The 26,616-nt window shown below is 73.2% G+C and carries 24 protein-coding genes, 1 pseudogene and 1 riboswitch; of the genes and pseudogenes, 13 read left to right on the top strand and 12 right to left on the bottom strand.

Features of this window, described 5'->3' with window-relative positions:
* Together ACZOOI_RS34220 and ACZOOI_RS34215 are read right to left on the bottom strand one after the other, a co-directional pair.
* Entirely contained in the window at positions 1–1,317 is a 1,317-nt protein-coding gene (locus ACZOOI_RS34220; protein ID WP_465283443.1) for an extracellular solute-binding protein, read from the bottom strand.
* A 298-nt stretch (positions 1,318–1,615) separates the two neighbouring features.
* Positions 1,616–2,488, bottom strand: coding sequence for an endo alpha-1,4 polygalactosaminidase (locus tag ACZOOI_RS34215; protein ID WP_465283442.1), 873 nt, complete (start codon positions 2,486–2,488; stop codon positions 1,616–1,618).
* Between the two features lie 299 nt (positions 2,489–2,787).
* Between ACZOOI_RS34215 and ACZOOI_RS34210 the strand changes: the two genes are divergently transcribed.
* A complete protein-coding gene (locus tag ACZOOI_RS34210; protein WP_465283441.1) occupies positions 2,788–3,546 on the top strand; it encodes a DeoR/GlpR family DNA-binding transcription regulator in 759 nt (252 codons plus the stop codon).
* Positions 3,547–3,583: 37 nt separating this feature from the next.
* On the opposite strand, the pseudogene ACZOOI_RS34205 reads toward ACZOOI_RS34210, so the two are convergent.
* Together ACZOOI_RS34205 and ACZOOI_RS34200 are read right to left on the bottom strand one after the other, a co-directional pair.
* Positions 3,584–4,569 (bottom strand): annotated as a pseudogene (locus ACZOOI_RS34205) (NAD-dependent epimerase/dehydratase family protein).
* A 105-nt stretch (positions 4,570–4,674) separates the two neighbouring features.
* Positions 4,675–5,625, bottom strand: coding sequence for a polysaccharide deacetylase family protein (locus ACZOOI_RS34200; RefSeq protein WP_465283440.1), 951 nt, complete (start codon positions 5,623–5,625; stop codon positions 4,675–4,677).
* 275 nt (positions 5,626–5,900) lie between these two features.
* Between ACZOOI_RS34200 and ACZOOI_RS34195 the strand changes: the two genes are divergently transcribed.
* Positions 5,901–7,352, top strand: a complete 1,452-nt coding sequence (locus tag ACZOOI_RS34195) for an aminopeptidase P family protein (protein ID WP_465284098.1) — start codon at positions 5,901–5,903, stop codon at positions 7,350–7,352.
* Between the two features lie 176 nt (positions 7,353–7,528).
* Here the strand turns inward: ACZOOI_RS34195 and ACZOOI_RS34190 are convergent, their stop codons facing one another.
* From ACZOOI_RS34190 to ACZOOI_RS34180, 3 genes are read right to left on the bottom strand one after another with little or no spacing between them, the layout of a single operon-like run.
* A complete protein-coding gene (locus ACZOOI_RS34190; RefSeq protein ID WP_465283439.1) occupies positions 7,529–7,966 on the bottom strand; it encodes a hypothetical protein in 438 nt (145 codons plus the stop codon).
* Positions 7,967–7,973: 7 nt separating this feature from the next.
* Complete coding sequence (locus ACZOOI_RS34185; protein WP_465283438.1) at positions 7,974–8,486, bottom strand: Clp protease N-terminal domain-containing protein; 513 nt, start codon at positions 8,484–8,486, stop codon at positions 7,974–7,976.
* A 27-nt stretch (positions 8,487–8,513) separates the two neighbouring features.
* On the bottom strand, positions 8,514–8,738 hold the full coding sequence (locus ACZOOI_RS34180; protein ID WP_391583629.1) for a helix-turn-helix domain-containing protein: 225 nt from the start codon (positions 8,736–8,738) through the stop codon (positions 8,514–8,516).
* 97 nt (positions 8,739–8,835) lie between these two features.
* On the opposite strand from ACZOOI_RS34180, the gene ACZOOI_RS34175 reads away from it, so the two are divergent.
* Complete coding sequence (locus tag ACZOOI_RS34175) at positions 8,836–10,833, top strand: hypothetical protein (protein WP_465283437.1); 1,998 nt, start codon at positions 8,836–8,838, stop codon at positions 10,831–10,833.
* Between the two features lie 198 nt (positions 10,834–11,031).
* Here the strand turns inward: ACZOOI_RS34175 and ACZOOI_RS34170 are convergent, their stop codons facing one another.
* From ACZOOI_RS34170 to ACZOOI_RS34160, 3 genes are all read right to left on the bottom strand, one after another.
* Positions 11,032–13,086: a hypothetical protein gene (locus tag ACZOOI_RS34170; protein ID WP_465283436.1), complete on the bottom strand. Its 2,055-nt coding sequence runs from the start codon at positions 13,084–13,086 to the stop codon at positions 11,032–11,034.
* 229 nt (positions 13,087–13,315) lie between these two features.
* Positions 13,316–13,984 carry a class F sortase gene (locus tag ACZOOI_RS34165; RefSeq protein ID WP_465283435.1) on the bottom strand — a complete coding sequence of 223 codons (669 nt, stop codon included), beginning with the start codon at positions 13,982–13,984 and terminating at the stop codon, positions 13,316–13,318.
* Complete coding sequence (locus ACZOOI_RS34160) at positions 13,977–14,768, bottom strand: hypothetical protein (protein WP_465283434.1); 792 nt, start codon at positions 14,766–14,768, stop codon at positions 13,977–13,979. Before ACZOOI_RS34160 ends, ACZOOI_RS34165 begins: the two co-directional genes overlap by 8 nt.
* A gap of 453 nt (positions 14,769–15,221) precedes the next feature.
* Between ACZOOI_RS34160 and ACZOOI_RS34155 the strand changes: the two genes are divergently transcribed.
* The 7 genes from ACZOOI_RS34155 (at position 15,222) to ACZOOI_RS34125 (ending at position 21,724) form a co-directional block, all read left to right on the top strand.
* Positions 15,222–15,653 (top strand): hypothetical protein, encoded by a 432-nt coding sequence (locus ACZOOI_RS34155; RefSeq protein WP_465283433.1) that lies wholly within the window; start codon positions 15,222–15,224, stop codon positions 15,651–15,653.
* A 166-nt stretch (positions 15,654–15,819) separates the two neighbouring features.
* On the top strand, positions 15,820–17,493 hold the full coding sequence (locus tag ACZOOI_RS34150; RefSeq protein WP_465283432.1) for an alpha/beta hydrolase: 1,674 nt from the start codon (positions 15,820–15,822) through the stop codon (positions 17,491–17,493).
* Positions 17,494–17,713: 220 nt separating this feature from the next.
* A complete protein-coding gene (msrA, locus tag ACZOOI_RS34145) occupies positions 17,714–18,226 on the top strand; it encodes a peptide-methionine (S)-S-oxide reductase MsrA (RefSeq protein WP_465283431.1) in 513 nt (170 codons plus the stop codon).
* 268 nt (positions 18,227–18,494) lie between these two features.
* The gene (locus tag ACZOOI_RS34140; protein WP_465283430.1) at positions 18,495–19,259 is read left to right on the top strand and encodes a response regulator transcription factor; all 765 of its coding nucleotides are present in this window, start codon (positions 18,495–18,497) and stop codon (positions 19,257–19,259) included.
* A complete protein-coding gene (locus ACZOOI_RS34135) occupies positions 19,256–20,773 on the top strand; it encodes a sensor histidine kinase (protein ID WP_465283429.1) in 1,518 nt (505 codons plus the stop codon). Before ACZOOI_RS34140 ends, ACZOOI_RS34135 begins: the two co-directional genes overlap by 4 nt.
* A 307-nt stretch (positions 20,774–21,080) precedes the next feature.
* Positions 21,081–21,488, top strand: a complete 408-nt coding sequence (locus ACZOOI_RS34130) for a hypothetical protein (protein ID WP_465283428.1) — start codon at positions 21,081–21,083, stop codon at positions 21,486–21,488.
* Complete coding sequence (locus ACZOOI_RS34125) at positions 21,485–21,724, top strand: hypothetical protein (RefSeq protein WP_465283427.1); 240 nt, start codon at positions 21,485–21,487, stop codon at positions 21,722–21,724. Before ACZOOI_RS34130 ends, ACZOOI_RS34125 begins: the two co-directional genes overlap by 4 nt.
* Positions 21,725–21,808: 84 nt before the next feature.
* Here the strand turns inward: ACZOOI_RS34125 and ACZOOI_RS34120 are convergent, their stop codons facing one another.
* Positions 21,809–22,525: a GNAT family N-acetyltransferase gene (locus ACZOOI_RS34120; RefSeq protein WP_465283426.1), complete on the bottom strand. Its 717-nt coding sequence runs from the start codon at positions 22,523–22,525 to the stop codon at positions 21,809–21,811.
* A 246-nt stretch (positions 22,526–22,771) separates the two neighbouring features.
* Positions 22,772–22,867: a putative leader peptide gene (locus tag ACZOOI_RS34115; protein WP_391583616.1), complete on the bottom strand. Its 96-nt coding sequence runs from the start codon at positions 22,865–22,867 to the stop codon at positions 22,772–22,774.
* A gap of 231 nt (positions 22,868–23,098) precedes the next feature.
* Positions 23,099–23,209: riboswitch (SAM riboswitch) on the top strand.
* A gap of 37 nt (positions 23,210–23,246) precedes the next feature.
* Here ACZOOI_RS34115 and ACZOOI_RS34110 point away from each other — a divergent pair.
* From ACZOOI_RS34110 to ACZOOI_RS34100, 3 genes are all read left to right on the top strand, one after another.
* Positions 23,247–23,426: a hypothetical protein gene (locus ACZOOI_RS34110; RefSeq protein WP_465283425.1), complete on the top strand. Its 180-nt coding sequence runs from the start codon at positions 23,247–23,249 to the stop codon at positions 23,424–23,426.
* Positions 23,427–23,931: 505 nt separating this feature from the next.
* Positions 23,932–25,158 (top strand): LLM class flavin-dependent oxidoreductase, encoded by a 1,227-nt coding sequence (locus tag ACZOOI_RS34105; RefSeq protein WP_465283424.1) that lies wholly within the window; start codon positions 23,932–23,934, stop codon positions 25,156–25,158.
* 64 nt (positions 25,159–25,222) lie between these two features.
* Entirely contained in the window at positions 25,223–26,590 is a 1,368-nt protein-coding gene (locus ACZOOI_RS34100) for an NtaA/DmoA family FMN-dependent monooxygenase (protein WP_465283423.1), read from the top strand.
* Positions 26,591–26,616 lie beyond the last annotated feature (26 nt).

Raw genomic sequence — 26,616 nt, 5'->3', positions numbered from 1 at the left:
TCAACGCGGGATCACGAGGGCGGCCTTGGCCGCGGCGGCGCAGCGGTTCAATGCCCGGGTCGGACTGCTCTTGCCGAGCAGCACGGAGACGATGGCCTCACCGAGCGCCATCGAGATCTGCGGGTAGGCGGGATGCACGGGACGCACGCGCGCGGTCTCCAGGGCCTTGGTGAACACCTCCAGGCCGGCGGTCTGCGCGGTGTGCTCGCGCCACTCGGACCTGGCCTCGCTGGCCCGGCTCAGCGGAAGGCTGCCGGCCTCGACGTCCCAGCCGACGTCCTGCTCGGGCTGGATCAGCCAGGACACGAAGGTGCGCGCCGCCCGCACCCGGGCACTGCCGTTGTCGAAGACCGTCCAGGTGTCCGGCGCGCAGATGGTCATCGGCCGGCCGCTGTAGGTGGGCAGCGGCACCACGTGGTAGTCGATCTCGGCCTGGGCGATGTCCGGGAGCTGCCACGGGCCGGTCAGCACCATGCCCATTCGGCCCGAGGCGAAGACCTGGTACATCTGCTCGCTGCCGGGCTTGGGGTCGATGTAGACGCTCTTGCTCCGGGCGAGCGCATCCACCGTCTCCAGCGCGCGTGCCCCCACGTCCTTGAAGCCGATGTTGCGACCGTCCTCGGCGACCACGTCGCCGCCCAGGTCCCACACCATCGGCCAGAGCCGCCACACGGTGTCCTCGTCGCCCACGCCCGGCCAGCCGGTGCCGAAGACGCCGCGTTGTGCGTCGGTCAGCCGTTGCGCGGTGGCCAGGAAGTCGTTCCAGGTCCAGCCCGGTCGCGGCAGCGGGATGCCGGCGTCCCGGAACAGCCGCTTGTTGCAGATCACCGCGAGCGCGTCCAGCACGGCGGGTGCCGCCCGCACCCTGCCGTTGATCGTCACCGCCGCCCTGGTGGGTTCCCAGTAGTTCTCCCACGGGGTCGGGCCCGAGCGCAGGCTCTCGCCCAGGTCGACCACCTTGGGGCTGCGGGCGACGCCGGCCAGGTCGGAACCGAAGATGTAGGCGATGTCCGGGTAGGAACCGGAGGCGAGGGCGGCGGTGATCTTCTGCAACATCGCGTCGGCCAGGACGCCGCCGCCGAGGTCGACCCGGATGCCCGACTGGGCGCGGTGGAATTTCTCCACCAGGGCCTCCAGGGCCGCCCGGCCGGTGTCCGTCTGACCGTGCCACATCTCGATCGTGACGCGCCCGTCGGCACCCACGCCGTCGTCGGTGCCGGCGCACGCGGACAGCGCCGCGGCGACCGCGGCACCGGCGCCGACGCGCAGCACGCCTCGGCGGGAGAGACCTGCGGGATGGTGCCGGCCGAGAACCACTGGACCTCCAGGAGACTTCGAAACGCGTGAGGCGGGCTCCGCGGTGCGCGCGGACGCGCACCGGGCGAGGGAAGGGGCCACTCACGCCGGGCGGATACGGGTGGAGGAGAGGCCGCGCAGGCGATCGGATCGGCGGGCGCGGGCGGACCCGGGGACGGCGGGCGGGGCGAACGCGCGCCCGGGACGCATGCCGGCATCGGTCGGGCGGGGCGTGTCCGCGGCGGGCGCGCGGCGGCCGGGCCCGCAGCCCGGCGGCCGCGCACGAACGGTGCGCGCCGGGCCGCGGGTGGTGGGCGGATCAGCAGGTCTTGCGCACGTACTTGCTGTTTCCGACGGGAGTCACGTCGACGTCACGGCGTACGACGCTGAGCTTGTTGCCCCACTTGGAGCAGGCGTTGGACAGGCCCTTCGCCGTGTACTCGATCACGATCACGTTGTTGCCGAAGTACTTGGTGTAGTCGTTGCACTCGTTCCACTGGCCGCATTCCTCGGCGACGGCGAAGTCGAGTCCCAGCGCCGTGCGGTTCTCCGCCAGCTCGGCCGTGTTCTTCTGCGCGATCGCCAATCCGCGTCGGTGCGCGTGGGCGGACAGCAGCGCGATGTAGTCCTGGGCGTTCGCGTCGGTGAGCAGGTCCTCGGAGCGGGTGAAACTGTCGTAGTTGTCAGGCTCGACGGCCTGGAAGCCCTTGTTCGCGCATTCGTCGATCAGGGCGGCGACCCTCTCGGCGACGGCGGCGCGCTTCTCGGGGGTGCGCAGGTCGAGCAGGGCTTCCTTCCATTTGCCGTCGTAGACGATCGAGTCGTCGGTGCGGCGCAACAACAGGTCGGCGGGCCAGTCGCCTTCCGCCTTGGGCTGGGCCTGGAAGGCGTTGACGTAACAGATGTTGTAGAGCCCGGGCGCCGGGGAGGCGCCGTGGTCGCGGGTGACCACCTTGACTCCGGTCGGCGGGGTGTAGGCGCCGCCGATCTGGTAGTCGAAGCCGGCGTGCGCCGGCGGGAGGGTGATCGCCGCGGCCTTCGCGGGGGCGGCCGCGCTCGCCTCGGCGCCCGAGTCCGCGCCGATGCTCGCGTCGGCGGACGTCGAGAGGAACAGGGTGCCCGCGATCGCCGCGGTGGTCGCCGTGACCGCGGCGAAGCGTCGGGCCGATCTGCGCGGGAGGAAGGTGTTCATCATCGAACTCCAGATGCGGAGGATACGTCCCCGCCTCGGAGGTCCACAGACATCGCGGACATCCTGGCGACTTTGTCCGGGCTTGCGGCTTCGCGCCGCCTACCGGCTGGGCGTACCTTTGACGCCGATTGCACTGCCCTCGGCGTCGCAGCAGTAAATCGAGCAACATTCGTCATGTCAAGGGATCGTCTTTGCGCAGGACGCGCACGGCAGTTGTCGCCGCGGCACCGAAATATCGCGCATCGAAGCCGTTCCGGGAATCCGCTGGCTGCGCGAATGCGCACGGATATGCTGCGCATATGCTGAGAACTGAGCGCCACGCGCGCATCCTCGAACACGTCTCCGCGAAGGGGAGCGTGAGCGTCGAGGAGCTGTCCGAGGTATTGGCGGTCTCGGGAGCCACGGTGCGGCGCGACCTCCAGCACCTGGACGCGATGAACCTGCTGCGCCGCACCCACGGCGGCGCGTCCGTGGGCAACATCGGCCTGGAGACGCCGATGCAGTACCGCAGCGAGCGCCGCCGACCGGAGAAGCTGGCCATCGCCCGGGCCGCCGCCGCGCTGGTGCCGGCCAAGGCCGTGGTCGGGCTGACGGGCGGATCCACCGCCACCGAGATCGCCCGCATCCTCGCCGACCGCGGACCCGTCACCATCGTCACCAACGCGGTGAACATCGCGGCCGAGATGGTCCTGCACAAGGACGTCACGCTCGTCGTCATCGGTGGCACCGCGCGCAACGAAAGCTACGAGCTGGTCGGCCCGATCGCCGAGAAGACCCTCGCGGACTACTTCACCGACGTGACCTTCCTGGGCGTGGACGGCATCAGCGCCGCGCACGGCTGCACCACCCACGACCAACTGGAGGCCGCCACCGACCGGGCCTTCACCGACCGCAGCAGTCACACCGTCGTGGTGGCGGACAACTCGAAGATCGGAAAGGTGACCCTGGCGCGGATCTGCCCGCTGAGCCGGATCGGGCACCTCGTCACCGACCGGGACGCCCCGCCGGAGGAACTGGCCGCGATCGAGGAGGCGGGCGTCGCGGTGACCGTGGTGTGAACCGGGCGTGGTGCGGGAGCACCCGTTCGGCCGCCCGCTACCCCAGGGCGTCCAGCAGTTCGCGTTCGCGGGCCGGGGTGAGGCCGGTGCGGCGGGGGCGGTCCAGACCCTGTTCGCGCTCCCAGCGCAGGGTGTCGGCGAGCAGTTCCGTGCGCGGGCGGTGCCGAAGCCCCGCGGTGCGCGCGGCCGTTCCGGTGCGGGCGGACCAGCCCGCATGGTCCGCGGCGACCATCCACATCGCCAGCGAATCCGGACCCATGTACTCGGCCACGCCCTGCGCCAGCAGCCACTGCGGGTCGGCGGTGACGACCGGGCCGTGGTGTCCGCCGACGGTGCGGGACAGCGCGATCCAATCCGCGAAGGCGAGCGTGGGGCCCACCGCGTCGTAGGTGCCGACGGTGCCGGCCTCCGCGGCGTCCAGCAGCCAACCGGCGAGGTCGCGGACGTCGACGACCTGGGTCGGCGCCGCCGGCGAGTCCGGCACCAGCATCGGTCCGTGCGGATCGCGCGCGGCCCGCCCCACCCAGTAGCCGGACCGGCCGCTGTGATCGCCCGGACCGCCGATCAGGCCGGCGCGCGCATCAGCAGTCGCTCGCCCACCGCGGCGTGCGAGTCCTGCTCGCAGGCCACCTTCGCCTCGCCGTACAGCTCGCGATCGACCTCGCCGAGCGTGGTCGCCGCCAGGAGTTCGGCGGATTCGTCCGCCTCCGGCACGGCGTGCGCGGCGTAGACGTTGATTGAGGAGACGTAGCTCCAGTGCCGAACCCGATCCGCCAGCGCGGCGAGCGCGCCGCGCACGAAGTCGGGCTGCCAGGACACCTCGACGACCGCGTCCCAGTCGCGATCGAGCAGTGGTGCGTACGCCCGGGGATCGTGTCGGTCGGCGGCCACGAGCACGGCTCCCTCGGCGGGTGCGCCGCTTTCGCCGCGTGCCAGGCAGGTCACCCGGTGGCCGCGCTCGATCGCCTGTCGGGAAACCTCACGACCCACCCACGCCGTACCGCCGAGTACCAGGATCTCCATCCCGCCACTCAAGCATCGTGCGTATCGAGGAGCCAAGAGGGTTTCGCCGAGGGCGGATCCGCCCCGGGCCCCCGTCGGTCCCGGTGCGCAGTGCCGCCCCGGCGGCTACAGATAGTCGTCCAGGCGGGCGAGGGCGAAGCCCTGGCGGGTGACGGTGTCGATGACCCGGCGGAGCATCTGGGTCATGTCGCCCTGCCACTGCCCGGGGCCGCGGAAGTGGGTGAGGATGATGTCGCCCGGCTTGAAGACGTGGTCGTAGCGATACTCCATGCGGTCCGGGAACGCCTCCTGGTTCCAGATCGGGAACGCGACGATCCCGCAGGAGTGCGCGGCGTGCAGGGTGTCCTCGTTGAACTCGCCGTACGGTGGCCGGAACAGCCGGGGAGTGCTGCCGATCTCGCGGGTCAATTCGTCCTGCTGGCGGCAGATCTCCCGCTGCTGGCCCGCGTAGCCCAGCTTGCGCAGATCCGGATGGTTGAGCGTGTGGTTGTTCACCGACACGCCCTGCTCGTGCAGCCGGCGGAAGTAGCCGTAGTCCTCGCGCGCCAGGTAGCCGCTGACGAACGCGCTGAACGGCACGTTGAGTTCGCGGGCCATCCGGGCGAACTCCGGGTCCTTCTCCGCGCCGTCGTCGACGGTGAGGAAGACGACCCGCTCCTCGGTGGGCACCCGGTGGACCACGGCCGGCAGGTCGCCGTGCAGCTTCACCCCCGGGCCGGGCCGCAGCACCGGGCGGGTGGCCGGCGGCGCGGGGGCCGCGATCGGTACGGCCGCCAGGCCCCACCTGCGCGCGGCGGCGGCCACGGCGGCGCGTTCGCGACGCGTGGCGGCCTCGCGTTCCGCCAGGTCCGGCTGCGCGCCCCGGGCCTGCCCGCCGCCCTGCCCGGGCGGCTCGGCCGCCGCGTGCCCCGGCGCCGCCCGATCCTGTGCCGCCACCCGCTGCGGCGCCTTGACCGGCACGGTCGCCGAGTCCGCGCACCCGGCTACGGCGAGGCACAGACACAGACCCAGCGCGACACGGCAGCGGGTGAGCACTCGCCGCGAGCGGGACGTCATCGAATCCACACAGCCCATGGCGGCGTCTGGTGCCCATTCCCACGCCGATCCGAACCAGGACATTCGTTCGATCCGCGCTCGCGGGCAGGTCGATCGACATCCGGCGGCGTGCGGGCATGCTCCGATCGGGTCGGCGGGCATCCGGGGCCGGTCCGCCCCGCCGTGCCGTTGGCCGGAGGCGGGTCGGCAAGAATGGGCGCCTACACACGATCGTGCGGCGCACACGATGCCCGCACGATCGCACCGTGACCAGGAGTCGAGCCGAGGAGGCAGGCGTGGGTGCCGAGAACGGGCAGTCCGCAGAGCAGGCGCAGCCGATCAAGCAGCGCAAGAACGGCCTGTACCGGGGTGTCTCGGAGGAACTGGCCGCGAACATGCGCGCCGGCTGGGCCGACACCGCGCGCGAGGACCTCGCGCCGATCGAACAGGCCCCGAACACCGCCCGCCGACGGGCCGCGCTGTCGGCCCGCTTCCCGGGCGAGCGCCTGGTGATTCCCGCGGGCAATCTCAAGACCCGATCCAACGACACCGAGTACCCCTTCCGGGCGTCGAGCGAGTACGCCTACCTGACCGGCGACCTGACCCAGGACGGAGTCCTCGTCCTGGAACCGGTCGCCGACGGGCACGAGGCGGTGCTGTACCTGCTGCCGCGCTCGAACCGGGAGAACGGCGAGTTCTGGCTGGACGGCCAGGGCGAGCTGTGGGTCGGCCGGCGGCCCGGTCTGCGCGAGGGTGAGGCGCTGTACGGGCTGCCGTGTCGCGACGTGCGCGAGGCCGCGGCCGAGGTGGTCCGGGCCGGCGCGGACGTGCGCATCGTGCGCGGGCACGACGCCGGGCTGGAGGGGGCGCTCGGCGACCGGCTGAACGCCGAGCGGGACGAGGAACTGCGGGTCTTCCTGGCCGACGAGCGGCTGGTCAAGGACGAGTTCGAGATCCGCCAGCTCCAGGCGGCGGTGGACTCCACCGTGCGCGGCTTCGAGGACGTCGTGCGGGTGCTGGACCGGGCCGAGGCCACCTCCGAGCGCTACCTCGAGGGCACCTTCTTCCTGCGGGCGCGGGTCGAGGGCAACGACGTCGGATACGGCTCGATCTGTGCGGCCGGCCCGCACGCGACCACGCTGCACTGGGTGCGCAACGACGGCCCGGTGCGCGCCGGCGACCTGCTGCTCCTGGACGCGGGCGTGGAGACGCACACGCTGTACACGGCGGACGTGACCCGGACGTTGCCGATCACGGGCCGGTTCACCGAGCTCCAGCGGCGGATCTACGACGCTGTGTTCGCCGCGCAGGAGGCCGGCATCGCCGCCGTGCGTCCCGGCGCCAAGTACCGCGAGTTCCACGACGAGGCGCAGCGCGTGCTCGCCGAGCACCTGGTCGCCTGGGGCATCGTCGAGGGGCCGGTGGAGCGGGTCCTGGAGCTGGGCCTGCAGCGCCGTTGGACACTGCACGGCACGGGCCACATGCTCGGCCTGGACGTGCACGACTGCGCGGTGGCGCGCACCGAGTCGTACGTGGACGGTGCGCTGGAGCCGGGCATGTGTCTGACGGTGGAGCCCGGGCTGTACTTCCAGGCCGACGACCTGACGGTGCCCGAGGAGTACCGCGGCATCGGCGTGCGGATCGAGGACGACATCCTGGTCACCGAGGACGGCAACCGGAACCTGTCGTCCGGCCTGCCGCGGGCGGCGGACGAGATCGAGTCGTGGATGGCGCGCCTGCGCGGCTGACGCGGGTGCGCACCGCAGGCCGCCCTCCCCGAGGTCCGAGGAGGGCGGCCTGCGGCGTGTGTTGCGCAACTTCGCAGGCAATTGCGGGAGTTGCCCACCCGGGGGCAACGGGCGCCCCCGGGGCGGGAGTTGCGCTGCGGTGGGAGGGCGGCGCGTCGGGCGTCGGCCGGTCGGGATCAGGATTCGCCCGCGCCGGCACGGGCCAGGCGTGCCTCGATCTCCGCGCGGATCGGCCGATAGAGCGCGTCGGCCGCGTGCATGCGCGCAGCGCAGTGCTCCCAGGCCCGTCGGGAGCGTTTCCCGCGGCCCGGGATCAGGTCGTAGCGGCGCAGTCGCACCTGGCGGACGTCGACCATGAAGCCGGACCTGGTGCGGATTCCGTGTGCCCGGCGGACCTCGGTGTCGGCGGCCCGCAGTTCGGTCTCGAAGGTGTCGTGGGCCCACCGCCAACGGGTCTCCTCGTCGTGGGTGGCGGGGACGACGGGAGTGCGGCCCATCCGGTGTTCGAGGACGGCGTAGAGGGTGAACTCCAGTCCGTCGGGCACGTGCACCCACGACAGGGTGTCCCACGGCCCCGGGACGGGTCGGAAGGTCGTGCGCTGCACGACGGTCATCGGGTTCTCACCGGCCGGTGCCGTGCTCGTCGCGGACGCTCGCCCGGGCGGCCGCGATCAGGGTCGGGCGGTCGATCTCCAGGTTGCGCAACACGCGGGCGGCCGTGCCGTGTTCGAGTTCGGCGACGGCGATCAGGACGTGCCCGGTGCGCAGTTTCCCGGGGCGCTCGGCCTTGGCGATGGCGACGGCCCGCTGGAACACCTCGTTCGCGCTGCCGGTGGCGCGGTAGGGCCCGCGCGGGGCGGGGGCGGGCGGGGCGGCGGGGAGTGCGTCGGCGTCGATACCGACCGAACGCAGGGCCGCGGCATGGGATTCGGCGAGGGCGCGGCGCACGTCCTCGATCCCGGCGCCGGAGCCGGCCAGGGCCGTGCGGGCGGAGTCGTCGGGCAGGGTGAGGGCGGCCAGCAGCAGGTGTTCGGGGCCGGGGGCCTCCTCACCGAGGGCCCGGGCCTCCTCCTCGGCGGCGGTGAACAGGCGCTTCATGGCGCCCATGTCGTGTATTGCGCTGCGAATACCCACGGTCGTTCTCCTTGCCGGCCCGGTTGGTTACCGGTCCTCTTGTGGTGCTCGTCGGTTCGGTGACAGTCGTTTGTGGGCGGCCTGGGCACTCATGCCCAGGGCTTGGCCGATGTGGTTCCAGGTCCAGCCCTGGGCGAGTGCGTGGTCCACTGCGGATCGCTCCAGCGCGGCCGCGAGGTTGCGCAGTGCGACCACGGCCGCGAACGCATCCTCGGGACGCTCGGGCGAGGGAACGTCTTTGGCCTCGATCACACATCAACTTTAGTTGATGGCGGATCGGCGCGTCAACAAAAGTTGATGACGAGGGTCCGGTGTCGAGGGTGTCGGGGCGGCGCGTTACGAAGGGGGCATGACAGCGACGTTCGGCAAGTTCGACGACAAGGGCGTCCCGCCCGCCCTCACCGGACTGATCGGCGGCTTCCTCTACTGGGAACCCGGTGCGCTCGCCGGGATCGAGCGGATCGGCGGATACCTGGCCGGCACCGTCGACCTGCCCGCCGGGCGGGAGGCGCCGGAACGGGTCGGCGCCGGCCAGTGGACCGGGTTCATCGGTCGGACCGGGGCGATCGCGCTGCGCGCGGCGGCGCCGTCGACCCGGCCCGAGCGCCGGGAACGGCTGCTCGCGTTGCTGGAGATGTGGGCGGACAGCGTATTCGTCGACCCGACGGTGCGGATGCGCCGGGGAACGGTGCGCGACCCGCGGTCGGACGCCGTGCGCGACGAGCGCGGCGCCACGATCCTGGTCAGCCACCTCCGGGACGGCATCCGAGTGCTCGAACTGCGCACCGGGGATGCCGAACCGCCCGGCCTGGGACCGCTGGAGGAGGCCGAGGAACTGCCGCACGGCGGCTGGGGCAGTGCCGGGCAGCTCCGCGACCTGGTCGCCCTGGTCCGCGAGCGGGGGCCGATGCCGTGGGACCCGGCAGCGGTGGCGCAACTGGCCGCCGACACCGGGATGTCCCGCGCCGCCGCCGCACTCGCACTCGCGGGCACGCCCGGGACGGACATGTTCCACAAGCCGTTCCTGGACGCCGACGAACGCCGTCTGCTGGACCTGAAGGCCGGCGAAGTCGAGACCGCGCGCGTCGAGTCGGGACGGCTCGGGGAACAGGGCTGGCTCGACCTGCTCGCGGACGTACTCCCGGCCGATCCCGCCGACCTGTGGGCGCCCGACGCGCCGCGGCACCTCGCCGGCCGGATCGCCGCCGCGTGGCACCTAGGCCACGGCCGGCGGGCCCCGATTCCGGAGACCTCGCGCGCGCTGATCGCCGAGCAGGAGTCGAGGCTGCCCGCGGCCGAGCTGTGCGAGGCGCTGGCCCACTCCGCGGCCGACCCGCTGCTCGCCGAGGACCTGGACACGTGGCTGAACGCCCCGCACGACGGCGGCATCGGGCTGGTCGACGCCACGGGTCGGGGCACCGCGCCGCGTCGGATGGCGCACCTGATCGAGGACCTGGCCGCCCTCGTGCCGACCGTGTACGCCGAACTCCCCGCCGGCGACCCGATCCGTGAGGGCCTGCCCGCTCTGGTGCGCAACGCCCGCACCCGCCTGGACCATCCCGGGCTGTTGCTCGCCGCCGCCTACCTCTTGGACGAGACCACGGTCGACGAGCTCCGTGCACGGTTCGGGCCGCACCCCTACCAGGGCCCGGAGCCGCTCTCCGCGCCCGCGTTCGACGACGGCCTGACGGTGGCCGCCGGAGCCGCGCCGCCGTCCTATTACGGTCGACACCGGCACCATCCCCGCCTGTTCTTCCGGCCCGCCGTGCTCGGCGACGACGCCCGCGCGCAGCGGCTCCGGGACACGCTCGGCTTCTGTGGCAAGAGCGTGCTCGCGTGCGTGCGCCGACTGCGCGGCGACTACTTCACCCGAATCGTCGCCCGCGTGGAATCCGGCGCGCTGCCGGTGGGCGCGTACGAGGCGAACCCCGCCGCGAGCGTGCCGGATCTGGTCGAACGCGCCGCGAAGGCGCTCGGCCTGGCCCCGGACCCGGCCGCGCTGTACCTGCAACTGCTCGCCCTGGAGGCGCCCACCGATCGCGGCGTGCGCACCTGGAACGGCTGGACGCCGGCGCGGCACCGCAAGGCCGTCGCGGCGCTGGTGGAGGCGGGCCTGGCTGTCGCCGACAAGCGCTCCCGAGCCGGTCGGGGCGTCTTCCTGCCGGGTGCGTGGGCGCCGGCGGCCAAGCCGTACCGGCCGATGGAGACCTGGAAGGCGGCGTTCCTCGGCGTCGAGGTCGCCGGCTACGACGGCGGGATCCACGGCCGCGTCGTCCTCGACCGCACGCTGCCCGAACTGTTCGCCGACGCCTGGGAGTCGGTCGAGCGGGGAGAGGGACCCGGATGAGGCGCGGCGCCGGAACGGACCCGCGCCGGAGGGCGGATGCGCGTCGCCCGGAGCGGACCGCACCCGGGCGATGGGTCGCCACCACGATCACGGTCACCTCGACGTCGGCCGGCTGTCCGATCGTGTTCGGACCGGTGGTGCGACCCGCGCCCGTCGACCGCTCCCGGGTGGCCGGCGGGGGTTGCGGTGCCGGTCGGGTCAGGAGGCCACGGCCGCCGCGGTGGCGAGGAGTTCGCCGAGGGTTCCGGTGAAGTCGGAGAGCAGGTTCGACGCCACGATCCACGCGTCCACGTCCTCGCGCAGGTGCCCGCGCACCAGGTCGCCGGCGTAGTCGCGGCACACGAGCAGGGCGTGCGCCGCCGGTCGGGCTCCGGCGAGGATCTCCGTCGGGGTCAACAGGCCGTCGCGCAGGAGGTCGCCCAGCTCCCAGATGGGCAGGTCGCGCACGGGCGGGTCGGCGCACAGGGTGCGTGCGACCGCGGGTGATCGGATCGACCCGGAGGAGAAGAAGCCCGGTTGGCGCCGGACGAGGGTGGCGATCAGGGCTTCGGGGCAGTCCGGGTGATACGCCGCGACGGCGACCGCCGGTTCCCGGAAGGGCGCGGGTGCGCGGTCCGGTTCCTCGGCCAGGCGCACCCACAACGCGGGCGGCACCCGGGGCGGCAACGCGCGCAGCGGCCCCGGGGCCGGCCACGTCGCCACATCCGCGGCCGACGCGCAGCCCTCGACGCGGTATCGGATCCGTCCGCATCGCGGATCGAAGAACCAGATGCCCTCGTCCGCCGCCGAGAGGGGTCTGAGCACGTCGGGAGTGAGCCGGTCGCCCACCGTCTCCAGGGCCCGGGCCGCGTCGTGGCGCGCGGTGATCCGTCGGGCGAGCCGGGGCGGCAGTTCGCCGGGCCAACGGCGGGCGAGGGCGACCGCGACCGCCGGCGCCGGGGTGTGCCGGCCGGCGCCGAATTCCGACAGGTCGGCCGGATCCAGCGCGGACACCACCTCGGCGGCCAGGTTCGGATCGGCCCGGCTCAGCAGCAGCGACAACGGACTGGCGGCGCCGCGGAGCAGTTCGGACGTGCCGGCGGGCGGCACCATCGGGGGCGCCGGCGCCGGCGCTCCCGATGCGTCGTTCGTCGGTTCCGGTCCGCCGGCCGGCCGCGCGACGTCGCGCAGCAGTTCGGGGACCGTCCCGGGATAGCCCGGTCCCCGGCGGGCCAGGCGCAGCCAGCCGGGCACGTCGTCCGGCAGCAGCGGGACCAGCGCCGTCAGCGGCGGCCCGAACGCGGCGGTCTGCGCGGAGCGCGGGGCGAACTCGTCGATGGACCGAAGGACGTGCCACGCGGGGCGCGCCGCGTGCAGGAAGCGTTCGGGAGTGAGCACATGCTCCAACAGCGCACGTTCCAGCGGGCGGTTGTCGTGATCGACGGTGAAGTCCAGCTCGACCACCGCATCCGGCGGGCAGCCCTCGGTGCCGGCCAGCGCCGCGGCCACCGCGGGGGTGAACGGGGTCTCCCGATGCGCCCGCATCAACGCGGCCCAGTCCGGCGGTGCGTCCGCGAGCGAGAGCACGTGCCGGGCCTCGCCGCGGCGCAACCCACGGGCCCGCAGCAGCGCGATCAGTTCGTCGCCGTCCGGTCCGGCGCAGGCCCCGGCCTCCAGCAGCATCAGCCCCTCGGGCGCGTCGAGCGCCGCGCGCACGAGCGGGGCGACCACCCGGGTCCGGTAGCGCCCGACGGACAGCGCGGCGGACGCCGCCTCGGGTCCCTCGGCCCGCCACAGCCCGACCAGAGCCCGGAGCCGGGCCCGTTCGACATGGGGCCGGTTCGGCAGCCGGCCCAGCACGACCAGTCCGTGCCGGAGCAGCCGGGCGTCCCGCGCGTGGACGAGGGCCAGCGCGTGGATGCCGGTCCGGGTGGACGACAACATCTCGTGCAGCGCGGGATCCAGGTCGCGGTCGAGGATCCGCCGCCGGATGCGGGTGTCCGCGCGCGGATTGACGAAGACGTGCCGATCCACCTCGGGGTCGTCGAGTTCGACCAGTCGCTCCAGCACCGCGCGCCGCAGTCGATCGTGCCGGGCGAGCGCGAGGTGGTCGCTGCGTTCGCCGTGGCTCAGTGCCCAGTCGACCACTCCCGGAACATCCGACAGTTCGGCCAACCGCCGACCGCGCACACCCGGATCGCAGCGTGCCGCGAGCCGGACGATCAGGTTCGGATCGGCGTGCCGCCACAGCGTCGAGATGGCCCTGCTCGGCACGGTCCTTCGCCCCTTCCGTCAGCGCCGACGGCCGACGCGCGGGCGTCGAAGTGTCGCCGCCCATCGGATCAGTGTGCCGGCGAGCGATCCGACCAACCGGGCGACCACCCGAACTCGGCCTACCACGGCCATACTTGCGGCGCCCGGGGGCGGCGGCACGGAGCCGCGTAAGCGTCGGCGGGACGCCCGATCGCGGCTCGGCCGCAGGAGGCGGGCCGAGCCGCGAGGGTCAGCGGGATCCGGTCAGGTGGGCGAACAACACCGTGTTGTCCTGGTACCCGCCGTGCTCGGGGTCGTAGTCGCCGCCACAGGTGATCAGGCGCAGTTCGGCCCGGTTCAGGTCGCCGTACACGCGCTGCGTGGGGAAGTCGGTCTTGGTGAAACGTTCGACGGCGTCGACGGTGAACACCGCCGTGCTCCGGTCGGCGCGGCGGATCTCGACGGTGCTGCCCGGTCGTACGGTGCCCACGTCGTAGAAGACGGCGGGGCCGGTGGTCGAGTCGAGGTGGCCGACCAGCACGGCTGGGCCGAGTTCGCCCGGTGTGGGTCCCTGGTCGTACCAGCCGGCCCGCCGCTCCTGATCGGGGGGCGGTACCTGGACGGCGCCGTCGGCGTCGAGGCCGACCGCGGTGACGGGGGCGTGCAGGCCGATCTCCGCGATGTCGACCGAGGCCGGCTCGGAGCGGGCCAGGAGCGGGCCCTCGACCGCGGGCGCGGCCGGAGCGGCGGGGGAGGGGGTTGCCGTGGATACGACCTTGGGCGCGGCCGTGGCCGCGGCCGACGGTCGCCGGTCCTGATATCCGATGACGGCGAGCACGATGCCACAGACGAGCACCGCGACGGCCGCCGCCAGGACGAGGCGACGGCCGGCGCGGCGGGTGAGAGGTGTGTCAGCCACGCAGGCTGCCCCGACGCAGCACGAACGCGCCGACACCGGCACCGGCGACGGCGAGGGCGGCGCCGAAACCGAGCAGGTTGTCGTCGACCCCGGTGGTGCCACCCGCACCGCCGGCGACGGCGCCGACCGGGACGATCCTGGTCTGGGTGGCGACGGGGGCCGTCACCGGACGGGCCTCGTGGTGCCGGTTGGGCGTCACGTGCTTGTGCTTGGGCTTGTGCGGCGCGGGCTTCCACGCCTCGGGCTTCTTGGCGGGCCCGTGGTCGACCACGACGGTCTTGTGGTTGTTCACCACGTTGGTCGTGTGGTTGTGGTTGTTGGTGATGTGGTTGTTCGTGACCACGGTGTTGGTGACGTTGCCGATGATCAGCGTCGGGTCGCCGTCCGGCCGGTGACCGGGCTTGTGCTCCGGCTTGTGCACGGGCTTGTCGGCGGGCTTGTGCTCCGGCTTGTCCATGGGCTTGTCGGCCGGCTTCTGGACGGGCTTGTCCATCGGCTTGTCGGCCGGCTTGTGCACGGGCTTGTCGGCCGGCTTCTCGGCCGGCTTCTCGGCCGGCTTGTGCGCCGGCTTGGACGAGCAGTCGTGCGTCGGGCGAGGGCAGTTCGGGGCGCCGCCCGACTTCTTGGCGCCCTGCTCGTCGGCGGAGCCGGCGCTCGGTGCCTCGGCCTTGATGTCCTTGGTCTGCGCGCCGGGGCCCTCGGAGGCGGCAGCGGCGGTGCCTCCCATGGCTACGGCCAACAAGCCGGCGGCTACGGTGCTGCAAAAGACACGACTGGTACGCATCAGGGACGAACTCTCCTTCGCAGCCGGCGCGTGATCGGCGGTCCGATGGGGAACGCGACGGCAAAACGGAAAGTTTCCTCTTATGGTGCGAAAATCACCCTAAGTAGCTTTATGTAACACTTATGGGCGAGTGGGGCTCGTCGGTACCGTGCGTGCGGACGGCGGGCGAAAGCGACGAACTCCGGCGTCGATCAGCAGAGTTGCCCGAAGCCGGCGGGCCCGGTGGCGGCTCGGCCTGGATCGGCGGGATGCACACGGGTGGACGAGGATCCGCCGGGCGACATCGGATACGCGGCGGTACCCGGAGGTGCAAGGCTCGACCGTGTCGAGCGGGGCAACCCGATGTGCATCGCCCGCGGCGCGGGCGCCGGCAGCAGCAGAGGGAGAAGCCCCAGTGCCCGCAAGCGTGTTCGCGCTACATTCCAGCCGTCTCGACAACCGAGTGGGGGGACCATGACGGGTGGCGCCGGCAGGCGAAGAAGGCGATCACGGGCGGCGTCCGGGATCGCGCCGATCCTGGCGGCCCTGGTGGTCGCCTCGTGCTCGATGACACCGGACATGTTCGACGGCCCGGTGCACGACGTCACGCGGGACTACCTGCGGGCCGTCGCCGGCGGTGCCTCGCCCGCACCGTTCTACGGCGACTGCGGCGGCAGGCACGGCGGGAACGCCGAACGGGCGTTGGCGGGGGAGGGTGGCGGATTCACCTTCACGATGGACAGTTCCTTCCAGGAGGACGACTCGGCCACGGTGAACGTCAACGTCACCGGCCAGGACCACACCGCCTCCCCGTATGCCGTCGACCTGCGGCGGGAGAACGGGAAGTGGTTCGTCTGCGGCCTGGATACACACCATGTGCAGATCAACGCCGGCATCGTGCCTTGAGTCGGACGAACCGACCCGAGCCGGCAGAGTCCGCCGTACGGGGCAGGGCGGGGGCGCGGGCGACGGCCGACGAACCGCGTGTTTCGACCCCGCGGGAGGCATCCGTCTGGGATATTGCGGGCGAGCGCGATCGCCCACACCCGGAACGGAAACGGAAACGGTGACCATGACGCCCGACCGCCACGCCTTCGGCGCCACGCACGACCCGACCCGCTCGTCCGTTCGCCGACACCGGCCGGCCTCCGCGGGCCGGCGGCGCCCACTGCGCCTGCGAGTCGCCGCAGTCGCGGTTGCGGGCCTGGCGATCATCGGGGCCGGCTCGGCCGACGCCTCCGCCGCCGCCTCGGACCCGCCGCCGACGCCCACCCTGGCCTGGGCCCCCTGCGCGCAGGACGCGACCTTCGACTGCGCGAACGCCACGTTGCCGCTGGACTATCGCGACCCGCGCGGCCGCACGCTCAGCCTGGCGGTGATCCGGCACAAGGCCACGGATCCGACCCGGCGGCTGGGCACCCTGGTCATGCAGCCGGGCGGGCCGGGCAACTCCGGCGTCGACTTCGTCCGCGGCAACCACGCCGCGCTGCCCGCCGAACTGCGCGAGCGATTCGACGTGTTCGGCTTCGACGCGCGCGGGATCGGGCGCAGCGCGCCGTACGAGTGCTGGGACGACGCCCGCTACAGCCAGGAGATCGCGCAGTCGCCGGGACACCCGGGCTCCGGCGGGTACGAACGGGCGGTGTCCACCGCGCGGGACTTCGACGCCGCCTGTGCGACCAAGGCCGGCGACGTACTGCCCTTCATGGGCACCGACTACGTCGCCCGCGACCTGGACCTGCTGCGCCGGGCACTGGGGGAGCGCCGGCTCTCCTTCTACGGACGTTCGTTCGGCAGCTTCGTCGGCACCGTCTACGCCGACCGCTACCCGGGACGGGTCCGCGCCATGGTGCTCGACGGCGCCTACGACCCGGTGCACTACGCGAGCCGCCCCTACGAGTACGACCGGCCGCAATACCTCGCGCTCGACGGCGCGATGGGCCGCTTCCTCGACTGGTGCAGCAGCGATCCGGCCGGCTGCGGATTCGGCGGCGGCGACGCGCGCGGCGCCTTCGACCGCCTGATCGACGAACTCGACGCCCATCCGGTCGCCACCCCCTCCGGAGCCCTCGCCAACGGCTACACCCTGGCCTATCGGCTGATGTTCAACATCAACGAGGGCAAGGCGGTGTGGCCCGCGTTCGGTGCGGCGCTGCGCCAAGCGGAACTGCGCGACGGGACCGCCTTCCTGCTCCGCCCGCCGTCACCGGCGAGCTTCGACTTTCTCACCGCCAACATCGCCGTCGAGTGCGTCGACCGGGTCTACCCCGAGGACATGGCCCGGCTGGAGCGCAACGTGCGCGCCAACGTGCGCGACGCACCGCTGCTCGGCCCGGCCATCGGCTTCGGGCCGCCCACCTACGACCACAACCACGCCCCGGCCTGCGTGCAGTGGACCGGCGAGCGGGTCAGCCGGCATCAGGGCTCGTACCGCGCGCGTGGTTCGGCGCCCATCCTGGTCCTGGGCACCACCGGCGACCCGGACACCCCGTACCGGGACGCGGTCGCGCTGGCCGAACGGCTGGACAACGCTCGGCTGCTCACCTTCCGCGCCGAGGGACACACCGCGTTCGGTCGCAGCGGGTGTGCCAAGGCGGCGGCGACGGCCTACCTGACCGACCTGAAGCTGCCGCCGCGGGACACGGTCTGCGCCGACGAGGCGGATCCGACCGGCACGCCGGGCGTGACCCGCTCGACGCGCACGGATGCCCCCGGCGCCGACGAAGGGTTCGAACGAATCGGCTGACCGGGCCCGCCGACCGCCCCGGTGCGGGCGGTGCACACTCGCGCATCCGGGACCGGTGCCGGCATCGATCGGGTGCCCATCGCCAGGGTCCCGGTTTCGACAAAATGTTGCCTCGATAGGCTGACGGGCACGATGCCCGGCTTCGCCGGCCGGTGGGAACACCCGTGCCGCGTCGCGTGTTCTTTTCTCCGCAGCAGGTCGAGGAGTCAGGAGTTGTGACATGAGTGCTCAGGTGGAGAAGGCAGTTCTGGCCGGCGGATGCTTCTGGGGGATGCAGGACCTCGTCCGCAAGCAACCGGGCGTGACGGCCACCAGGGTCGGCTACTCCGGCGGTGACGTGCCGAACGCGACCTACCGCAACCACGGCGACCATGCCGAGGCGATCGAGATCCTCTTCGATCCGTCGGTGACGAGCTACCGCGACATCCTGGAGTTCTTCTTCCAGATCCACGACCCGACCACCCGGGACCGCCAGGGCAACGACATCGGCCGAAGCTACCGCTCGGCGATCTACTACGCCGACGAGCAGCAGCGCGCGACGGCCGTCGAGACCATCGCGGACGTGCAGGCCAGCGGCCTGTGGCCGGGCGATGTGGTGACCGAACTGGAGCCGCTGGGCGACTTCTGGCAGGCCGAGCCCGAGCACCAGGACTACCTGGAGCGCTACCCGAACGGCTACACCTGCCACTTCCCGCGCCCCGGCTGGAAGCTGCCGCGGCGCGCCGGCGCCTGACCGCAGCCCGCCGCGCCCCGCACCGGACCCCGGTCCCGGTGCGGGGCGCCGCCGTGTCCGGACCGGCCGCGTGCAGCCGGGCACCGACCGGGCACGTGGAACCGCCGACCGATCGGGCGGGTGGAACCGGGGAGCGACCGGGCGCGTGGAACCGGGGAGCGACCGGGCGCGTGGAACTGCGGACCGACCGGCCGCGTCCCCCACCGCGGATCGACGTAGAGTCTCCCTCCCCACCTCCGGGGGGCCGGCGAACGCGGGACGGCACACCATGACCACGACTCCAGGAATCGACGACGAGGGCCGGGGCCGGGACGCGGGCGAGCCGGCGCGCATCCTCGTCGTCGACGACGACCCCGCCATCCGCCGTGCCCTCGAACGCGGCCTGCGCCTGGCGGGCTACCGGGTGCTGCTCGCCTCCGACGGCGCCGCCGCCCTCGCCGTCACCGGCACCGCCGAGCACCCGACACCCCGCGCGCCGCACGTGATCGTCCTGGACGTGGCCATGCCCGGCTGCTCCGGCATCGAGGTCTGCGCCACGCTGCGCTCCCGGGGCATCGAGACCCCGGTTTTGATGTTGTCCGCCCGGGACGAGACGGCCGACCGGATCACCGGCCTGGAATCGGGCGCGGACGACTACCTGGTCAAACCGTTCGACCTGCGCGAACTCGAACTCCGCCTGCGGGCGCTGCTGCGCCGCAGGCCACCGACCGCCCCGGGCGATGCCGTGCTCCGGGCCGGGCCGCTCGTGCTGGACGCCGCCGCTCACCTGGCCACCCACGAGGGCGAGCCGGTGAACCTGACCAGGCGCGAGTTCGCCCTGCTGGACGTGTTCGTGCGCAACGCCGGCCAGGTGCTGACCCGTGATCAACTGTTGGCCCGGGTCTGGGGATACGACTTCGAGGTCCGCACCGACGTGGTCGACACCTTCGTCAGCTACCTGCGCCGCAAGCTGGAGGCCGGCGGCCGAGCACGCCTGCTGCACACCGTGCGCGGGGTCGGCTTCGTGCTGCGAGTGCCGGACGGCCGGAGATGACCCTTTCCGACAAGCGCGCGGCCGGAATCCGCCACCGGCCGACCATGCGGCTGTCCACCCGGATCGCGCTGGCCGTGGGCGTGCTCGTCCCGCTCCTGGTGATCGCCGCGGGAACCCTGGTCGTGCGCTGGGCCACTGCCGACGTGACGCACCGTCAGGACGCGGCCCTGCGGCAACGCGCCGACCACCTCGCACCCGACGCGCGAGCACTGCTGCGCGCCGTGCAGAACGATCGGGAGAACGCGGTCCGGGCCCGGGAGAACAAGCTGCTCGACGGTGCGCTCGACCTGGGCGTGCGGATCGAACTGCCCGGCGGACCGGTGTCCGCGGGACCCCAACCGCCGCCGGACGTGCCGCTGCCGGACGCGCGGCGCCGCGGCCCGGTCACGGTCCGCGCCGACGGCAAGGCCTGGCGCATGGTCACCCGTCCGCTCGGCGCGGGCCGCGGTGGCGGAGGCACCCTGCGGGTGTTCCAGCCGACCTCCGAGACGGACGCGCGGACGGCACTGCTGCGTCGGCGCGTACTCGTCGTGGCCGCGTTCGCCGTACCGATCTCCGCGCTGGCCGGCCTCGCCGTCGGCGCCGGCGCGACCCGCTCGCTGCGCGCCCTGCGCCGGCGTGCGGCCGCGATCGAGCCGGACGACGACGCGCGCCCGGACGTACACCTGCCGTCCGGCGTGGCCGAGGTGGACGACCTGGGTCGCACGCTCGCGGCGGTGCTCGGTCGCTACGACGCGCAGACCGCCCGCACCCGCGAAGCACTGGAGACGGCACGCGCGTTCGCCGCGACGGTGGACCACGAACTGCGCGGCCCGCTCACCGGCATCCGGACCGACCTGGACGTGCTCGCCGCCTATCCCGACCTGACGCCGGCCGAACGCGCCGAGATCCTCGGCGACGTCACGGCCGGGCAGGAGCGCATCCTGTCCCTGCTGGCGTCGCTGCGTGCGCTCGCCCAGGGGGACCTGGCCGACGGGCAGTCCTTCGAGCGGGTCGACCTGGGCGAACTGGCGCACGAGGCGGCCCGCGACGCGCGCATGCGGCATCCGGACGCGGACGTGGCGGTGTCCGCCCCGCAGGAGATCCGGGTGGACGGCCTGCGGCCGGGGCTGCGGCTGCTCCTGGACAACCTGATCGGCAACGCGCTCGTACACGGACGCGGACCGGACGGCGCGGCCTCGATCCGCATCGACGTCGACGCCGACGCGGACGGCGCCCGGATCCGGGTGGACGACGACGGACCGGGAATACCGGTCGAGCGGCGCGACGAGGTGTTCGAGCGATTCCGCCGCGGCCCGGACAGCCCGGGAGCCGGCCTGGGCCTGACCCTGGTCGCCCAGCAGGTGGCGCTGCACCGGGGGCACGTCGCCGTGGGCACCGCGCCGCCGGGCCCCGGCACCCGCATCGAGGTGCGGCTGCCGCTGCGGCGTCCCGACGAACCGGCGGGCGGGACCGGGGGCATCCGGTACGACTGGCTGATCCGCGAGCCGGCGGAAACCACGCCGCGGGGGTGACGGGCCCGGGCGGGCGCCGAGTGGCGACCCCCGGACAGGCCCGGTCGGGTCGGGCTCCGGGTCGCCGGCACCCAGGCGCGACTCGGCGCGGGTCACTGGAACGGGTGTCGGTTCGGCCCCGGTTCGGCCCGGTTCGGCTTCGTCTCGGCCACCGGATCGGGCCCCGGCCGGGCTCCCCGACTGCCCCTGCATCGGGCCCACAAGAACCCCACAGACAGCCCACAGGAAGCCCACAGAACGGGGTCATACCGTCTCGGCACACCACTCCGCAGCGGGGTGGTGAACCGTGAAACTCGGGAGAACCACCATGTCTCGCCGTAGCACGACCGCACCCCAACGATTCGCGACGTTCGGCGCCCTCGCGGCCCTGACGACTATCGCGTCCCTGGCCGCGGCACCCACCGCGCAAGCCGGCGCCATGCCCGGTGCCGACAAGCACAAGCCGGGCATCTGCAAGCGCGTCCCCGCCATCGACACCCGACTGGGCAAGGCAATCGACCGGCTGAACGGCGCCGCCGCCGTGAAGGGGTCCATCGCCCACCTCCAGGAGCGGATCGCCACCGCGGACAAGCTGAACCGCCCGGCGGTCAAGACCTACCTGAACGACAAGTTGACCACCCGGCAGCGCCTGCTGCCCGAACTCCAGCAGCGCCGGACCGACCTGGCGAGCGTGAAGACCTGGTGCGACGCCCAGCAGCCCGCCGCAGGCAAGTGACCGGCCCACGTCACCGTCGGGCGGTCGCCGTCCTGATCGCGGTCCTCGCGCTCGGCCCGGCGCTGAACGCATGCGGCGGATCGCACGAGGACAACGGCGGCGGCCGGGCTCCGGCCGGCACTCGGGCCACTCCCACCGACCTGCCGTCGGAACTGGCGTCGATCGTGGGCGAGGCGGAGAAGGCGGCCGACCGAGCCGACCAGGACGCCGACGCGCCGGAGACCCCGCCGGGCTGACCCGGACCGGCGAGCCACCCGCGCTGGGCGGCTCGCCGGCAAGGCGGCGCCGACGAAGCGGTCGCCCCGGCTCGACCGCGTCGCCTACCCCGCGACCACCGGTTCGGCCGGCTCCCCGGCCGGGACCCGCACCGCGACGAAGGACGGCGTGCGCCGCAGCCGGAAACCCAACGACTCGTACAGCCGGATCGCGGTCACGTTCTCGGCCGCCGCGTGCAGGAACGGCGTCTCGCCGCGTGCGGTGATGTCGGCCACCAACGCCAGGACCAGGCGGCTCGCCAGGCCCTGCCCGCGCCAGGCCGGATCCGTGCACACCGCGCTTATCTCGGTCCAGCCCGGCGGATGCAGCCGCTCCCCGGCCATCGCTACCAGCGCGCCGTCGCGGCGCACCCCCAGATAGGTGCCCAACTCGATGGTCCGGGGCAGGAACGGGCCCGGTCGGGTACGTGCGACCAGGTCGAGCATCTCGGGCACGTCGTCGGCGGCGAGCCGCACGAGCGAGTCGTCCGGCCGCCCGGCGACGGCGTCGCCCAACATCTGCACCCCGTCGATCCGCATCACCACCTCCCACGGCGCGGGCGGGCACAACGCGTCGCCGTCGGCGAGCGGCAGGACGGCGCCCGGAGCCGCCAGTGCGGCCAGATCCGCCCAGTCCGCCGGCCCCGGATCATCCGGCAGGGCCGCGAACGGCGCCACATCGGCGAGATAGCGCACGACCCGACCCCTGCGTTCGGCGAGCCCGGCATGCGGGCCGGTCAGGGACGAGTAGGCCACGTTGTCCAACACGCGCACGTCGTTCATGCCGCGCCGATCGTCGCTCGGGATGGGGACATCGTCGATCCACTCCGCTCTCGCGTCGTCTGGGGGAGGGCGGCCGGGCGAGTGCCCACGCGCCGAACTCGGCGACGTCACACCACACATCCGTGGCCCTGCCGGGAAAAGGTCGCGCCGGATGCGGCCGGCGGGCGCACCGGTCGGCCGGTCTGTTCGACCGGCTCCGATCCGACGCAAGCGCACGGCGCAGTCGGGCGGCACCGATCGTACGGCTCAGAAGGAGCCGGGCAGCGCGGATCGACACGCGGCGCTGCTCACCCGCAGCAGGTCGATGTGCCTGCGGGTCGCCAACCGGATCCGTGCCTGCATGATCGGCAGGTTACGAGCTTGATCGCGCCCCGTCAAAGGGTGTCCACGACTCGATGCACCCACACCGCTCGGCCGCCGACCTGCCGGAGCCGCCCCTTCGGGGCGCCGGTCCCGGCAGCGGTAAGACGCCTGCCTCGCCCCGTTGTTGCCGCCCTCGGGGTCGATGGACAAGACCCCGACGGCTGGGTTAGCGTCGCGATGTCGGCCGGGATCGGTCGTCGCCGCAGTACGTGTCACGAGTGCCAACGTTCAGCCCCGGCTTGTTGGTCGGCAACCCTCCTCCGCGACGGGGTGCCCCGGGTGAGGACACGGCCGCGCGTCTTTCGCGTGGCAACGCGGGGCCCGCCTCGAACGGGCCCAGGGGCAAGGGGACGATGTGATGGACAGGTGGGTGAACGCGCCGCAGCGCTGCGCCGTTGCGTCCGCCGTGCCCGCCGTGCCGACCCCGGCCGCCCACCGGAAGAACTCCCGTGGCCGACAGGCGAATTCACCCCGGGCCCGGCTGACCCGGCGGCTGTTCATCGACCTGCGCCGCTCCGCCGGCTCCCTGTGTCACTGACCCGCTAGGGCTTCTTCGATCCCCGCGCTCGACGGGAGATCGAAGACCCTCCCAGGGCCCGCCACCCGGGTGGTCCGCCGCCGAACCACGGCACGGCGCGCCCGCGGTCGCGTCGGCATGCCGGTCCACCGGCGAGCCGCACCCGGCCTGCGCGCTCCCGCGCCGATTCCGCCGCGCCGGATGAACCCACCTCGGACCACCCCGAGTTCGCCACCGCCGGTGCGTTCGGGAATCGGCATCCGTGCGCCCGGCAAGCGGAACCCGTGCGCCCGGTCACCGCAATGGACGCCCGCCCGACCCCGGGTGACCGGCGCAGTCCCGCATTCGCCGACGGACCACCGTCCGCCGGCCGTGCCGTGACGCCCGCTCGCCCACGGTCCCCCTTCTTCCGTCCGTGACGCAACCTGCCCCACCGGCCACATCCACCGACCCTGCGCCACATACGGCGCCCACCACCCACCCACCGACTTCGCGCCACCCACCCACCGGAAAGCGAGACCCACCCATGACGACCACCCCGAACCCCGCCGGCCCGCTGCACCTGGCCGTCGCGCTGGACGGCGCCGGCTGGCATCCGGCCGCCTGGCGCGAACCCGACGCCCACCCGGCCGAGTTGTTCACCGCCCGCTACTGGACCGACCTGGTCGCCGAGGCGGAAGCGGGTCTGCTCGACTTCGTCACCATCGAGGACGCGCTCTCGCTGCAATCCACCCGCTTCGACGGCCCCGACACCCGCACCGACCAGGTCCGGGGCCGACTCGACGCGGTGCTGATCGCCGCACGCGTCGCGCCGACGACCGAACACATCGGACTGGTTCCGACCGCCACCGTCACGCATACCGAGCCGTTTCACGTCTCCAAGGCGATCGCCACCCTCGACTTCGTCAGCCTCGGCCGCGCCGGGTGGCGCGCCCAGGTGTCCCGACCGGCCGAGAACGCGCACTTCGGCCGCCGCGAGCACAGGCCGTTCACCATCGAGGACCTCGACCGGCCCGACGTGGCGGCCACGGTCGCGGAGAACTTCGCCGAGGCACAGGACTTCGTCGAGGTGGTGCGCCGACTGTGGGACAGCTGGGAGGACGGCGCGGAGATCCGCGACGCGGCCACCGGCCGGTTCATCGACCGCGGCAAGCTGCACTACATCGACTTCGTCGGACCCCGGTTCCGGGTCCGCGGCCCCTCGATCGTGCCGCGCCCGCCGCAGGGACAGCCGCTGGTCACGGTACTGGCCCATGCCACGGTGCCGTACCGGCTCGGTGCCCGCTCCGCCGACGTGGTGTACGTGACACCGCGCGACCACGACGACGCCCGCGCCATCGTCACCGAGATCCGCGCCGAACAACGGGCCGCGCAGCGGGAGTCGGAGACCGTACACGTCTTCGGCGACCTGCTCGTTTTCCTCGACGAGAACACCGCCGCGGCCCGCGACCGCAAGGCGCGGTTGGACGAGCTCGACGGCGCCGAATACGACAGCGACGCACTCGTGTTCACCGGCACCGCGGCCGACCTCGCCGACCTCCTCCAGGACTGGCAACACGCCGGCCTGACCGGATTCCGGCTGCGCCCGGCCGCGTTGCCGCACGACCTGCACGCCATCACCCGCGACCTGGTGCCCGAACTGCAACGCCGCGGCGCCTTCCGCACCGCCTACGAGGCCGGTTCGCTGCGCGCCCGACTCGGCCTGCCGCGCCCGGACAGCCGCTATGCCGCGCCCACGGCGGCGGCCTCGTGACCCGCACCGCCACCACCATCCGCCGCAGCGCCGTCCCGGCCACCGTCCGAAGGGACCCATCCCGATGAGCACCTCGCGCAAGCAGATCATCCTCGGCGCCTACGTGGGAGGCGTGAACCACCACACCGTATGGTCCGATCCCGAAGCCGGCAGCCAGATCGACTTCTCCACCTTCACGCACGTCGCCCGGACAGCCGAACGCGGCCGATTCGACTTCTTCTTCCTCGCCGAGGGCTTGGCCCTGCGTGAACGCCTGGGCCTGATCTTCGACCAGGACGTGGTCGGGCGCCCCGACACACTGCCCGTGCTCGGCGCGCTGGCCGCCGTCACCGAACACCTGGGCCTGATCGGCACGATCAACGCCACCTTCAACGAACCCTACGAACTGGCGCGCCAGTTGAGCACCCTCGACCACCTGTCCGGCGGCCGGGCGGGCTGGAACGTGGTCACCTCCTTCGATGCGTTCACCGGCGCGAACTTCCGCCGCGGCGGCTTCCTGGACCGCAAGGACCGCTACACCCGGGCCGGCGAGTTCCTGGCCGCCGCCCGCGAACTGTGGGACTCCTGGGCGGCGGACGCGGTGGCCGCCGACCGGGACACGGGTGTCTTCCTGCGCGATGCCAAGGCCGGCGAATTCGCTTTCTCCGGAGAGCAGTTCGACATCTCGGGGCGGTTCGGCACGCCGCGCAGCCCGCAGGGCCGGCCGGTGATCCTCCAGGCCGGCGTCTCGCCGCAGGGCCGCGACTTCGCCGCCGGTGGAGCCGACGCGATCTTCTCGCCCTACCACCGCCTCGACGAGGCGCAGGCGTTCCACCGCGACATCCAGGCCCGGGCCGGCCGCCTGGGCAGGCCCGCCGGCTCGGTCAAGGTGCTGCCGCACGCATCCTTCGTACTCGGCGAGAGCGAAGCCGACGCCGTCGAGCGACACCGCGACATCACCCGGCGCCAGATCGGCGGACGCACCGCGCAGATCCTGCTGGAGACGGTTTGGAATCGAGACCTGTCCGGCTACGACCCGGACGGCCCGCTGCCCGACGTGGACCCCGACCCCGACGGCCCGCCGCTGGTGCAGGGCCGGGCGCGGATCGCCGAGGACGCGCATCGCCGGGTCGCCGAGTGGCGTGCGCTGGCCGAGGCGCACAAGTACTCGCTGCGCGACCTGGCCATCCACGTGTTCGGCCGCACCGAGTTCGTCGGCACCCCCGACCAAGTGGCCGAACGGATCGACACGTTCGTCCAGCAGGACGGCTCGGACGGCTTCATCCTCGGCTCCCACCTGACCCCCACCGGCCTGGACGAGTTCGTCGACAGGGTCGTTCCGCTGCTCCAGGAACGCGGCTCGCTCCGCGCCGACTACACCGGCGGCACACTCCGCGAGAACCTGGGCATCCCACCGGTCGAACAGGCGGGTGCCATCGCGCGCGTGGCGTGATGCACCCGTGCCGGGGACGGGAGCGA

Source organism: Embleya sp. L77, from assembly GCF_055557415.1.
Note: the sequence above shows the minus strand (reverse complement) of the source record. Positions and strands in the feature narration are given on the sequence as shown.

Excerpts from the sequence above, each read along its gene's own strand:
- ACZOOI_RS34215 (WP_465283442.1), bottom strand. The coding sequence starts at position 2,488 with ATGAACACCTTCCTCCCGCGCAGATCGGCCCGACGCTTCGCCGCGGTC.
- ACZOOI_RS34210 (WP_465283441.1), top strand. The coding sequence starts at position 2,788 with ATGCTGAGAACTGAGCGCCACGCGCGCATCCTCGAACACGTCTCCGCG.
- ACZOOI_RS34200 (WP_465283440.1), bottom strand. The coding sequence starts at position 5,625 with ATGACGTCCCGCTCGCGGCGAGTGCTCACCCGCTGCCGTGTCGCGCTG.
- ACZOOI_RS34190 (WP_465283439.1), bottom strand. The coding sequence starts at position 7,966 with ATGACCGTCGTGCAGCGCACGACCTTCCGACCCGTCCCGGGGCCGTGG.
- ACZOOI_RS34175 (WP_465283437.1), top strand. The coding sequence starts at position 8,836 with ATGACAGCGACGTTCGGCAAGTTCGACGACAAGGGCGTCCCGCCCGCC.
- ACZOOI_RS34160 (WP_465283434.1), bottom strand. The coding sequence starts at position 14,768 with ATGCGTACCAGTCGTGTCTTTTGCAGCACCGTAGCCGCCGGCTTGTTG.
- ACZOOI_RS34155 (WP_465283433.1), top strand. The coding sequence starts at position 15,222 with ATGACGGGTGGCGCCGGCAGGCGAAGAAGGCGATCACGGGCGGCGTCC.
- ACZOOI_RS34150 (WP_465283432.1), top strand. The coding sequence starts at position 15,820 with ATGACGCCCGACCGCCACGCCTTCGGCGCCACGCACGACCCGACCCGC.
- msrA (WP_465283431.1), top strand. The coding sequence starts at position 17,714 with ATGAGTGCTCAGGTGGAGAAGGCAGTTCTGGCCGGCGGATGCTTCTGG.
- ACZOOI_RS34140 (WP_465283430.1), top strand. The coding sequence starts at position 18,495 with ATGACCACGACTCCAGGAATCGACGACGAGGGCCGGGGCCGGGACGCG.
- ACZOOI_RS34135 (WP_465283429.1), top strand. The coding sequence starts at position 19,256 with ATGACCCTTTCCGACAAGCGCGCGGCCGGAATCCGCCACCGGCCGACC.
- ACZOOI_RS34130 (WP_465283428.1), top strand. The coding sequence starts at position 21,081 with ATGTCTCGCCGTAGCACGACCGCACCCCAACGATTCGCGACGTTCGGC.
- ACZOOI_RS34120 (WP_465283426.1), bottom strand. The coding sequence starts at position 22,525 with ATGAACGACGTGCGCGTGTTGGACAACGTGGCCTACTCGTCCCTGACC.
- ACZOOI_RS34115 (WP_391583616.1), bottom strand. The coding sequence starts at position 22,867 with ATGCAGGCACGGATCCGGTTGGCGACCCGCAGGCACATCGACCTGCTG.
- ACZOOI_RS34110 (WP_465283425.1), top strand. The coding sequence starts at position 23,247 with ATGGACAGGTGGGTGAACGCGCCGCAGCGCTGCGCCGTTGCGTCCGCC.
- ACZOOI_RS34105 (WP_465283424.1), top strand. The coding sequence starts at position 23,932 with ATGACGACCACCCCGAACCCCGCCGGCCCGCTGCACCTGGCCGTCGCG.
- ACZOOI_RS34100 (WP_465283423.1), top strand. The coding sequence starts at position 25,223 with ATGAGCACCTCGCGCAAGCAGATCATCCTCGGCGCCTACGTGGGAGGC.